We start from the raw sequence: 11067 nt of genomic DNA, 5'->3' as shown, positions 1-11067 counted from the left end.
AACGGATAGTCTGACGCTGGGAAGGGGAAAGATATGCGGCAAGTATTTAGCGCGGCACTTCACTCGTTGTTTGTGGTAGCTCTGTCGATCCTGTTGTTTGCAGCAACCGCACAAGAGGCTGCGGCACAGGATCCATACAACTGCGACAACAGGTATAACGCTATTCCCGTAACGGTATACGGCTACCCGAGTTTCCCGACGGATTTCGATGGGCGTGTGATTGAGGTCAAGAACGTCACAAAGTTCAAGGTGTATTTCCATATTGATCTGGAACTTGGCTTCAGCAATGGCATTCTTGAGAAGAACAAAGACCGTACTTTTCACATCCGCAACGACAATCCTGATCGTGCCATTCGATGCAGTGTAATGACGGATGACATTACGCAGACAACGGTAGGCGGCGAACCAATTGAACCTTCTGCGATTGAAAAGATAACGGCGATAACGGAAAATCTGACTGACAGGTTCTTTAGCGAGACCGACAAAATAGGCTACGCACATGGCGCTGATTTTCTGGAGCAGATAGAAGCCCGTGGCGCAGCTCTGCTGAACAGACCTCGCGCAGAACTCGACGCGGATTTGCTCGGTCGAATGCAGACAAGGCTAAACGCTTTGGAAGCGACCGACGCCGCGAACAGAAAACCAGCTCAAACCACAAGAGCGAAACAAAAACCAACCGGCGACTATACCTTTGCCTGCTATAACGTTTGTTCCAAAGTTCGGCTTTGCTCCGGGCTGTCTACAACGCCATGTAACGGCTATTGCAAAGGTGGTTCACAAGCGGCATGGCGACAATGGTCCGACAGTTTGTCAACCTTGAGGTCTAGGGGATGCCAATACTGATGGCTTTCTTAACCAGAATCCTAGTTGCGGCAGCACTGTCGACCATTCTCCACCCAGCGTTGGTGCAGGCACAAAATGTCAACTTAGCCAATCAAAAACTCATCAACGCGGTTGCCGCTGGAGACAGGGATGAAGTTCATGCTCTTCTGAGGAACGGAGCGCGAAGCTACTCATATGACAGCTCGGACAGAAGCCCATTGATGTTTGCAGCTTCGGCAGCCTTGAGCAACGAAGTCGGTTCCGAAATCGTCGATGCGCTGCTGCGTGCCAAAGCCGATTTAGCAATCAATCGTGTGGACAAATTTGGCTACACTGCACTGGCGTATGCCATAATCAATGACGCTCCAGAAGGCGTGCTTCGCCCTATCTTGGAAGCGACAGACCTTAGCAGGCCTGTAAAAAGCACGGACTACTATTCGCTCGCACAGTCGGTGGGAAACTCCGCGGCGATCAGATTGCTCTCCGCGGATGTTTTCCCAAACTTTCCGAATGTTCCACCGGTGGAGATAACTCTGACGCCAAACCTGCGTCGCGATGATGTCAGTGATATGCAGCTCAAACTGGCACGGCTTGATCTCTATCCAGGAAGCATCGATGGCGCGATGGGGCCCATGTCGCGTCGCGGTTTGATCGCCTACTTCGCAGCGATTTTTGAAGAGCTTCGCCCCGACATCAGTGAATTCTGTAAAGATGCCTGGAATTACGCGAACAGAGCGCACAAAAGGAACAAGGACTATTACGACACTACAGTCGGCAACGGAGGTCTCGGTCGCATCGATGCACCTCAGTGGTCGGTCGGTGGCACTGGCTATGGCGTTGGAGCAATCTTTCTCGACAAGACACGTCAGCGCAGCCGGGAAACACCGGTCGAAGCGATGGCCTGCCGGTATGACCGCCCTAATCGGAAGTCAGTGATCGAGTTGGCTTCTGCGGATGTTCATTACAGCAACGGTGCAGTACTCAGACTGGAATACGGTAAAAAGGGGCACTGCAAGTTTAATACCGTCTTTCATACACGTTCGAGCAGGTACGGTTTCCAATCCGGAAGCTACAAAGTGACGAACCTTGCAATCTCCCAAAGCCCTAGTGAGATACCGGCTGTTAGAGTGTTCAGCGAGTCATCTTGCTCGGGCCGGTACTCAGGTGTGAAGCGCGGATCGTCGGAACTGGCCAGCTGGGGTAAGTATCCCGTCAAATAGCGCTGTTCTCAATTTGCGTATTGGGGAACGCACCCTTTCTTCCGGCGACATTTTGATACAATCTATCTGGTCTTGCGATGGGAAGTGCGTTGGTGAAACAGAAATTTGAAGGCTTTGTTACTTGGGAGTTTGTGCGCGCTTTCGGCGAGTTGCAAATTCTAACCCGAGTATCTTACGCAACACTTGTTTTTGTGCCGCTGTTGTCAGCCCTCTGGCCTCTCATTGCTGAGATGATCAGATACTATGAACTGTTGTTTGCGAACAACGGTATTCTTCCAGCACCAGTTCCTGAAGACGCGGGTCAATCCGGACGGCGTCTTCTGCCGAACATATGGACCGTAGCATTTGCAGGATCTTTGGCAGCCGCTTTAGCGCACCTAATCTACCAGATTTGCGCACCGGATATTGTAAAGAAATACAGTGGCGATCAGTTCCTAGATGCGCAGGTCACAAGGTATCGGGAAAACCCGACAAAAAGCCAGCTCCGCAGATCAATACATCTTGTGAAAAGGCTGCCTGACGCTGACAGGAACCCCGGTGACGCCGAAAAAAACAAACAGAAGCTGTTGGAGCGCTGGAGGAAGACTTTCCCTGCAGATGAGACCGACTTCGGGAAGGCTAAAGGAAGCAAGAGCGATCCGGACACAGATCCCTTTGAAGCAGTACCCACTGAACTTGATGAAAGACAAAAATCCTTAGCGCGTGAGTTCGTTCATAAAGCAGCACGGGCCGAATACAAAAAAGCCGCAGGCTCCAAATATCCTTATGCGTGTACAGCTTCCACCCTTTATGTGTTCGCTTTGGGTGCGATCATCTGGATTATCGTGAGACAGGCCGGAAGCGTGTTCTCTCAGGCTGGCTGGATTTGATGCTGCTGATGCGTGGCTTTGTCTGCGAATAGCATTGGTTCTAATATATTGAAGGTGGCACTACCTTTCAGCTACCGGCCTCCACCCCGCCGCCAAGGCCTCAGCTTCATCGCAGAACCAGCGCTCACCGGACGCCTCATTGATCTTGGTGTTGCCGTAGTTCGGGGACCATGGTGTGTGATAAATCTTTAGCTTGTTTTTACCCGGAGAGATGTTGCCTTTGATCGGGCACTTCCCGTCAGGGGCGGTAGCCAAAGCGCGGTTCCATTTGTCCTCCCTGAACTCTGAAGCTGTCTGCGTGTCAGCCTGCCAGATGCCTATCCCTGTGTTTTTCACACCCGCTTCATGGTCGGCGTAGTCCTCGCTGTACTCGGTGAATGCCCATGCCAGACCTTCCCGAACCAGTATTTCTCCAATGTCGCCATCGCCTGCGTTGCAGCGAGCAATGACCCGTCCGTAAGGGTCGCGGTCCAAGGCGTCACAGGTCAGCGGTCCGCTTGAAATCAGCTCCAGCAAGCGCCCGGAAGCTGCGGCACCGCAACTCCAGTTACCGCCTCCATCTGCAGCGCATTTCTGACCCTTCTCCGGGGCATCAACACCGTGCAGACGGATAAGCAATGGGCCGATTTCAAGGGTGTCACCGTCGAAGACGCTGACTATGCCACTTATGGAAATGGATTGTTGTTCCGGTTGGGTGGCATAGGAGTTCGCGGAGAGCGAAGGCACGAAGAGTAGAGCAATCAAGGTACTGCGGGTGCTGTGCATCATGGGACTCATTACGCAGGAAAAAGGCGAGATGATTCGCGCGCTAAGACGTAATTCAGCCGCAACATGGTTAAGCGGGGGTTAAGCTTGAGACTGCTACTCTACCGACACGAAAACAGACGCTATCTGCCCAGCCTGAAACTGCTGAATTTTGAAAAGAAGGATTCCAAGCTGAGGTTTTCAGGAATGTTGCTGAATTTTCTTTCGTGCCAGTTGCAGTCTTCCGGTGGCGGGATGGAGCTAACGTTTTTCCACTGAGCCGGAGCGATATCCTCCCATCTATAAACGGAAGTAAACGGGACTGCTTCAATCCATCCACGCCATCGCCCGAAGAAGTCTTCATCGGAAAGAACAATGTCAGTCCACTGGCATGGAGCTTCGACAAGACCTGCGGCTCGCCACAGGTGATCGCTTTGACTTACGCTTCCGTCGAGAAAGACGTTTGACCAGTCATTGATCACATACTGAGGTGATACACTTTTTCGAAGTTCATCGGAGGTTTTGAATTCCTCGTACAGCTGAAGGATTATCGTGTTGGAAAGATCCACGTTTCTTAAAGCGCTTCCGTCACTCTTACTTACCTTTATTAGAGGGCCGTTTTGCTTGTCATCGGTTAGTCCCTCAAGCAGATTGTAATGCAGTGCAGTAAGTTCGATAGTGGCACCAACAAGGTTTGTTCCTGACAGATTGGTTGTTACCACAGTAGAGCCGGTAAAGTCGGCGTCAGCCATAAAGACTGCGGAGAAATCTGAACCCCCGATTGTGGATGAGCGTAAGTTGGTTTGGTTGAAGTATGAACCTTTCGCGTCAACGCCCCAGAGGGAAGCGTGGCTAAGGTCCGTAAGTGGCAGCCCGGCGTGCTGCAATTTTGTGCCGTTTAAATCGGCGAACTTCAGGTCTGCTGTGCCAAGTTCAGAGAAACTGAGGTCAACGTGACTCATGTCGGCCCATGGCGCAGCAGCGCCACGTAGATCCGCGCCAATCATCGACGCTCCACTCAGGTCGACGCCGACAAGATGTGCTCCCTTTAGATTTGCGCCCCGAAAGTCAGGTTTTTTGCCTTCTGAGTAGTGCCAGTCAGGGTAGGTCCATGTGCGAAACCTTACTTGCTGCCTGTCTGCAAATTCTGACAGCAGGTCGTCCTCAAATTCCGCAAACTCAACGCAATTGCTCTTGCCCTCACGTTTGCACCATTCCCTACGGAAATCGGCCAGTTCGAGGTCGGCTGAGCTGAAAGAGCCTATCTGCCCGACTAAAGACTCTCCCTGTAGATTGATCTCTGCAAGCGTCCAAAATCGGGTCAACGTGTTTGTTTCGGTGTTTGCAAAAATAGGAACTGATTCAGTCCCAGCCTCGACCGTGTTAGTCTCCGGATTCCAGCGTACAACCTGTTGCTCTTGATACATCCATGGTGCCGGATCAACTGTCCTAAAAAATGTTGGTGCACCTAGGAGCACGGCCAAAGTCACTGCAGCCAAAGGATAAATCGCAGTGTTTTCTGTTTCAGTGCGCTTCCAGATCATCAACAAGCTTTGAAGCCCAAACATGAACATCACGGCAAGCGCCAGCAATATCGACGCAGTCAGCCAGAAATCGCGGGTGGTTGCCGCGATCCACCAGTAACTTGCGACCAGAGAAATGCCGCCGCCCCAGATCAGTGACACTGTTATGAAATCAAACAAATAGTGCGTTACGCCGCGCGAGTATTTTGCTTCGTTGTCAGCAAGTCGTCTCACGAAGAACCCGGTTTCAACAAGCAACCATGGCGAAATCCGAGACATTCCAAGCTCGCGATGGCTTTTTTCAATCGCTTCAGTTGATCAGTCAGACTGACCAGTAAGTAGTGGAAGTAACAGTAGAGGACCGAGACAAACATCGGGGCGGCGACTAAGAACGTCGTTGCTGGTACTGAGTAGTTGATTACCGGCAATTGGATTGATCGGTCAAAACCGTAAAAATCAATGTCCTCAAAGGTGACGAGGGCCACACCAGCATACACAAGAGTGCTGAGTAGCGTTACCCAGATGACGCTACAATTCCTACTAAGCGAAACCACCCTAGCGGTGTGATCTGGCTGTTCAGTTTTTGATGCTACCCTCTTTTCCGGGCGGGCCATTATGGAACCCTCCTTTTAATGTGCTGTTTGCTGATAGTACTCAGCTCACCTTCTTAGCATGATTGGTGCTTGGCGAATTGAAAGGGGAAAAATCCGGACATGTACTCATGCAGCGGCAGCAGCAATCTTTCGCAAAGACAGGTGTTTCTTTGGAAGTCGTTGAACTTATGAATTGTTTTGCGGGAAAAGCTGGTACGGTGCCTTTATGCTCTACCTTACACATGGACGTTGCCAGTGAAAAACAATGCCATACCGTTTGTGCTCGCGGTGATCGGCGGGATCCTCCTGGCATGGCAAATCAATCTTCAGCTGCTTCATCTGTTTCTCATTTGCTGTGGGCTTTTTGTCGTTTTCAGAAACAGGACCTACCAACGAGAAATCGACAAAGTGGCGGTACGACACCTTACCGGTGATGCCCCAAGCGATGACTTCGTTCTGTACCTCCGCCCCTTTACTTCAGACCACGACATGCGAAAGCACTCTCTTTCTCTACCAAGTCTGATTTTTGGAGGCTTCGGCTTCATTGCTGCTGATAGAAGAACCGGGGGGAGCATCAGTCAGGAACAAGATTTGCAGAAACACCTCAACAGGCTGGACCTTGACCTCGTTACTGTGAAACAGCCTGGACCTTCAGGTTCGGACGGCGCAGGTGCCGTCCCATTGGATGAGAACTGGAAGGTAAGGGTCAAAGAGTTAGCAAATCGGTGCAAGGCGATAGTCTTTTTGGGCGGTGACTCTCCCGGCTCTGAGTTTGAGCTAAATATGATTTTGGAAGATAGAAAACTCGCAAGAAAATGCGTGTTTTTTGTTCCGGAGACTGGGAAAAAAAGAGAGCCCGATCCAGCACCTCGACTGGCTGTAGCGCGTGCTTGGCGAACATGGGGCATTGAGGATTTGGAACCGCTTCCTGATCATAGCTTTGCTTCGTTGTTTTTCGGCGGTTCTGTGCTGTTGATTGACTGGAGTGACGAAACAAGCTCGATGTTCGCGTTCCGAGTGCAGGCTCTGGTTGAAAATGCGATTGGCATGATGCGACTTGCGTCCCTGAACGGATTCTATGCCATGCCTTTAAAGTTCTGCTTCGCTGGCGACCGAGCGGGCTTTACTGTGAGGATGGCCGACTTTGATAAGCGGTTCCCATCAGACTGGAAGTTGGTTGACTCGTTTTCGCCCGCCGATAACGATACTGAGTCAACAATGGACTACTTTGATCGACTTTACCCAAACCGGATCTGCGGGATGTTGAGTGAATTCCTCTCCGAACTGCCATGCAATAAGTCTGTCGGGCTTGCGGGTTGCGTTACTGTGAAGGACAACAAGGAGCTTCATCTGATGTCCATGTGCTGTGCCTACGGGATGGCCGCCCCTGAAACCGAGTGGAACGTTAACAGGGAATTCGATCACGGGAACAAAAGGTTCCTGCTTACGCCATTCGGGAAGACGTCAGGCGGTTGGATCAGTTATAGGTTGGGCATACAAAAATACGCCAGAGACGACGTAAGAACTCTCAAGTTGGATGAAGACTTCAAGTCACTCAGCGTTTCCGAGTAAATTTCATTCTTGTTGATGTTGAGGTTTATTCCTTCCGCAACGCCACGCCGATACTGCCAGCAATACTCCGTTGAACACCAGAAACGTATTCAGCCGCCCGTCGTTCAGGGCGTATTCGCCGCTGATTGTGTCCTGCAGCATCTGCAGTTCCCTGAGTGCATTTTCATCGGTCGCTGACGTGAGATTAGTCATGAGCACAGCTTAAGGACGGAAAACGCACCATTCCACCATAGGCAAAAGCCACCACATAGAGCTTCTTACGCTTTATGGAGTATAGGCAGGAGCGAAGGACAAACCAGAGCGCCGAACGTCACGAAGGAGAGGTATTGCACGAGGCCGCGAGTCAGAGCGTCAAGCAACAATGCCAAGGTCTGATAGCAGCTTGCCGATTTTCTCGGCGAAACCCCACAGCACATTCACGGGCTTTACCCGCTCCTCGATTCCCTTGAGAACGCTTCCGATCACGGGTTTAGAGCGCTTTCCGGCAATCTGTTCCGACAGGGTACCTAGCAGCTCGCCGACCTCGTGTTTTACCTCACTCGTGATCTCAACCGAGTCGACCACAGCTTGCGCGAAGTCCTTAATGGTGTGACCCAACTCCTCAACATCACTTCCTTCTGTGATGGTTATCACAGCATTGATTTTCGCAAGGTCACCAGTATTCAGGACGCCCACGGATGAATTTGAGATGGTAATGTGGTTGTTTGTCATGGGACGGCTCATTGCTTGGGCTAGTGAGCTAACCGGGATTCTACCGCCACCCAGATGAATGCCCGTCATCATGTCCATTTCGTCCATGGCTTGATTCATCATAGCAGCGTCCATCAGGAAGCTACGGAAATTGTTGTCTTGCAGGATTGCATTGCAGGATAGGCACAAATGCAGCCCATTTTCGTATTTGTAGAGCGCTGGGCGTTCACATTGATTGCATTTCATTCGCTCAGTTTAGCCGAACCCAACAAGGCAGTCATTAACCGCTCAATGAATGTAAGTAAGTTGAGCCACTGTTTTACTGTGATCATTGCCGACTTGGAGCAGCTCGGTAGTTTGATCATTACAAGAAAGCCGACGTTCGTTCGAGCGGTAGCATCCTGTAATGCGGTCTAAAGTAGATAAAAATAGACGCTGAACTGCGCAGCCCTGATCACCCGTCTTTGGGTTGATTTCGCTTAAACCACCACAGCGGGGCGCTCCAACGACTGCCACGACGGTACGAAGGATCTCGCTCTTTCAATTCGGAATACTCCGGCGAAAAGGCGGTATTCGTTGCATCGAAGGTCCGATCCTTTAGCGTGCCGGGCAAGCTGAACAGGAAACCGCTGTTTTCGCGTGTTTCCGCTACAGAAATGCGCTGAGAGTGTGTCGACTTATCAATCGGGTCGAGGCCCAGTAAATCCCAGTTGAACTTCAGCCCAGCCAGCTCAGATCCTGATGCTATCCAATGTAAGCTGGACGCGCCTATGCCCCCGTAACCTAACGTGCCGCCAAGCGCCGAATGCCCGCCCGGAAAAAGGAACTGTTCTACTGGTTCGTCAGCTGGATCTTTCCCGTACTTTTGGGCGATTTTCGCGCGGCTTTTCTGGATATCAGCGATGTTGGTAAAAATGTATGGCTCAAAAAACGCACTGCGCTCATCAGCAGCAATCGCATGTCGAAAGCTCTTTGTGCCTCTAGGCAAGAGACGAGGGCAATCCTTCCAGCTATCCCGCATCTTGAGGCCGACTTTGTTCCGGTAAGGCTCGTCCCGGCTTAGGTGTTTGTTGATGCCAAAATACTGGTTCCAGCCCAGCGGCAGACCTATCGCAGGCACGCAGTCAAACAATCCCAGATAGTTGATCCGCAACGGTCGTTCCGGATACTCCCAATGACCTTCGATAGTTCCGGCTGCGTTCTCAAGGTCTTCCGAAAGCCCAGTATCTTCATCCCACTTTTTCCATGGATCACGGTTGAGAACATCGGTTACCATCCGGGGTAGTTCGGACATTCTTTCTGGACGCTGGATACCCTTGGCTAAGAGCAGGTCGCAAAATCTGACCGCTGCAAACGCTCCTCTGGACCACCCGAATATGTAAAGGCGGTCTCCCTTCTCATAGTTGAGCACCAACTGCCGATAGGCTTGCTGAATAACTTCGGCCATACCCGTCCCGAAGAGCCCTCCCAAAGCAGTGTCGACTACACGGCTTGCTCCTGTCGTGCCGATACCTGAACCGACGCCACGAAAATAGAAAGAAAGCTGAACGTCGCCGTCGGTGTTCTTCCGCTCCAACGAAGTCGCCATTTTGATGATGCTGCTGGTTCGCTGCCCGAAGGAGCGGAACTTTGTACCTTCAAAAAACAGAGCGATGTTTTTGGGCATGACTACTTCAGCTTCGCCACCCCGACACCGCCAGCAGTGTCCCCTTCGTCTAGGAACTGAATGCCTTGGGTCTCATACCACGCTCTCAATGCGGCAATGGTTGAGCTTTGAGCACCTCGCTTTCCCTCTGGGACAGGAGCCTCAATGCGTGAGACCGTATTTGGTGTAACTCCAGTTGCTGCGGACACATCCCTAACACCGACCTTTAGAATTGCCCTAGCTGCACGCGCCTGCTCTGGTGACATGAATACCCTGTATCTTTTTAATTACGCAGTATTGACAAATACTCTCTATCTTTATAGATACACCGTATCGGTTTTTGTGGCAATGAAAAGGGAAACAAAGACATCAACTCAAAAGCCCGCCTTACGGGCGTGAAATTTCGAACGGAGGTAAAATACATGGAAGAGTACATTCAGGACATGCAGGACAAAGCGACCATTCTCGAAGGCCTGCTGGAAGCAATTCATTACCTGGACAATGAGGGGCAGGCCAATGCCAAAACGGCGCTGATCTGCATCGCTCGCGAGCATAGCCACGCGCTCAATATCGGGCTGGACAGTGTGAACGTGCCTGAACTTAGGGAAGCAAAACAGGAGGACCTGGTATGATTTCGAATGGCCTTTACGATACGGAAAAGAAGAAATCTGATGCGGATGATCTGTTGTTCGCAATTGGTAACTTCGCAAAGGTCGGCCTTGCTGCGACTGAAACGGGAATGAACCTTCGCAATATGGATGACGCACTGCAAAGCGTGTTTGAAGTCATCTATGAGATGTCTGGCGAAGTCCTCGAGCACGTTTACCAGCTCGAAAAGCAGCTTGAGGAATACAAACGCGAGCATCCTGAGCAGGTCGCCGCTGAATAGTATGGGACATGGTCCTTCTGGCGTGTTTTAGCCAGGAGCCATCAGGCGGATCCCGGTGCCGTTTATCTCCGGGCAGACGGGGTCCGCAACACAGAATTAAAAGGTACTCCCCAAGTCGGGGCATTGATTTATGAATTACTACACGCGCAACCGCAGATGGTCAGACCAGTTTTTACCGGACATCCGGCGCATCGTAGGTCAGCATCTTCTGAGTGTCGCTCCCGATGATCAAGACTGGCACCAAGCCACAGACCTGATGATGCTGGATGCCCGCGATATGCGGGTTGCAGCACGTGTGCGACGTCCCGGTTATGCGAGAAGATACCCTCACCAATTCACCATCCGCTCCCAAGTCGCTTCAGGCGCTCAGACAGAGCTCAGCAAGATTGTGGAGGGCAAAGGCGACTGGATGTTCTACGGGCACTCAGACGCGTCACAGACGCGCGTAGAAAGCTGGTGGTTGATTGACCTGAAGGCGTTCAGAGCAGCGCTCATTCGGC

Annotated in this window: 13 protein-coding genes; 7 read left to right on the top strand and 6 right to left on the bottom strand. The window is 51.4% G+C overall.

All coding sequences use genetic code 11. The features are described from left to right. Positions 1 to 33: 33 nt before the first annotated feature. The 3 genes from ACZ1HA_RS16510 (at position 34) to ACZ1HA_RS16500 (ending at position 2911) form a co-directional block, all read left to right on the top strand. Positions 34 to 843, top strand: a complete 810-nt coding sequence (locus tag ACZ1HA_RS16510) for a hypothetical protein (protein ID WP_472714658.1) — start codon at positions 34 to 36, stop codon at positions 841 to 843. After that, positions 843 to 2042: an ankyrin repeat domain-containing protein gene (locus ACZ1HA_RS16505; RefSeq protein WP_472714657.1), complete on the top strand. Its 1200-nt coding sequence runs from the start codon at positions 843 to 845 to the stop codon at positions 2040 to 2042. Before ACZ1HA_RS16510 ends, ACZ1HA_RS16505 begins: the two co-directional genes overlap by 1 nt. Before the next feature lie 92 nt (positions 2043 to 2134). Further along, entirely contained in the window at positions 2135 to 2911 is a 777-nt protein-coding gene (locus tag ACZ1HA_RS16500) for a hypothetical protein (RefSeq protein ID WP_472714656.1), read from the top strand. A 60-nt stretch (positions 2912 to 2971) separates the two neighbouring features. Here the strand turns inward: ACZ1HA_RS16500 and ACZ1HA_RS16495 are convergent, their stop codons facing one another. The 3 genes from ACZ1HA_RS16495 to ACZ1HA_RS16485 all read right to left on the bottom strand — a co-directional run bounded on the left by ACZ1HA_RS16495 (position 2972) and on the right by ACZ1HA_RS16485 (position 5792). Then, positions 2972 to 3679, bottom strand: coding sequence for a thermonuclease family protein (locus ACZ1HA_RS16495; RefSeq protein ID WP_472714655.1), 708 nt, complete (start codon positions 3677 to 3679; stop codon positions 2972 to 2974). Between the two features lie 119 nt (positions 3680 to 3798). Then, positions 3799 to 5412, bottom strand: a complete 1614-nt coding sequence (locus tag ACZ1HA_RS16490) for a pentapeptide repeat-containing protein (protein ID WP_472714654.1) — start codon at positions 5410 to 5412, stop codon at positions 3799 to 3801. After that, a complete protein-coding gene (locus tag ACZ1HA_RS16485; protein WP_472714653.1) occupies positions 5409 to 5792 on the bottom strand; it encodes a hypothetical protein in 384 nt (127 codons plus the stop codon). The genes ACZ1HA_RS16490 and ACZ1HA_RS16485 overlap by 4 nt, the downstream gene beginning before the upstream one ends. 234 nt (positions 5793 to 6026) lie before the next feature. Between ACZ1HA_RS16485 and ACZ1HA_RS16480 the strand changes: the two genes are divergently transcribed. Continuing rightward, entirely contained in the window at positions 6027 to 7343 is a 1317-nt protein-coding gene (locus tag ACZ1HA_RS16480) for a hypothetical protein (protein ID WP_472714652.1), read from the top strand. Positions 7344 to 7346: 3 nt separating this feature from the next. Here the strand turns inward: ACZ1HA_RS16480 and ACZ1HA_RS16475 are convergent, their stop codons facing one another. The 3 genes from ACZ1HA_RS16475 to ACZ1HA_RS16465 all read right to left on the bottom strand — a co-directional run bounded on the left by ACZ1HA_RS16475 (position 7347) and on the right by ACZ1HA_RS16465 (position 9699). Further along, on the bottom strand, positions 7347 to 7535 hold the full coding sequence (locus tag ACZ1HA_RS16475; protein WP_472714651.1) for a hypothetical protein: 189 nt from the start codon (positions 7533 to 7535) through the stop codon (positions 7347 to 7349). A gap of 159 nt (positions 7536 to 7694) precedes the next feature. Beyond that, positions 7695 to 8156 carry a hypothetical protein gene (locus tag ACZ1HA_RS16470; RefSeq protein ID WP_472714650.1) on the bottom strand — a complete coding sequence of 154 codons (462 nt, stop codon included), beginning with the start codon at positions 8154 to 8156 and terminating at the stop codon, positions 7695 to 7697. A gap of 331 nt (positions 8157 to 8487) precedes the next feature. Next, positions 8488 to 9699, bottom strand: a complete 1212-nt coding sequence (locus tag ACZ1HA_RS16465; protein ID WP_472714649.1) for a phospholipase effector Tle1 domain-containing protein — start codon at positions 9697 to 9699, stop codon at positions 8488 to 8490. A 144-nt stretch (positions 9700 to 9843) separates the two neighbouring features. Between ACZ1HA_RS16465 and ACZ1HA_RS16460 the strand changes: the two genes are divergently transcribed. From ACZ1HA_RS16460 to ACZ1HA_RS16450, 3 genes are read left to right on the top strand one after another with little or no spacing between them, the layout of a single operon-like run. After that, positions 9844 to 10077 carry a hypothetical protein gene (locus ACZ1HA_RS16460; protein WP_472714648.1) on the top strand — a complete coding sequence of 78 codons (234 nt, stop codon included), beginning with the start codon at positions 9844 to 9846 and terminating at the stop codon, positions 10075 to 10077. 23 nt (positions 10078 to 10100) lie between these two features. Further along, positions 10101 to 10310, top strand: a complete 210-nt coding sequence (locus tag ACZ1HA_RS16455) for a hypothetical protein (RefSeq protein ID WP_472714647.1) — start codon at positions 10101 to 10103, stop codon at positions 10308 to 10310. Next, entirely contained in the window at positions 10307 to 10567 is a 261-nt protein-coding gene (locus ACZ1HA_RS16450; RefSeq protein WP_472714646.1) for a hypothetical protein, read from the top strand. Before ACZ1HA_RS16455 ends, ACZ1HA_RS16450 begins: the two co-directional genes overlap by 4 nt. The last annotated feature ends 500 nt before the right edge of the window (positions 10568 to 11067 follow it).

This window comes from Roseobacter sp. S87, assembly GCF_055693285.1.
Note: the sequence above shows the minus strand (reverse complement) of the source record. Positions and strands in the feature narration are given on the sequence as shown.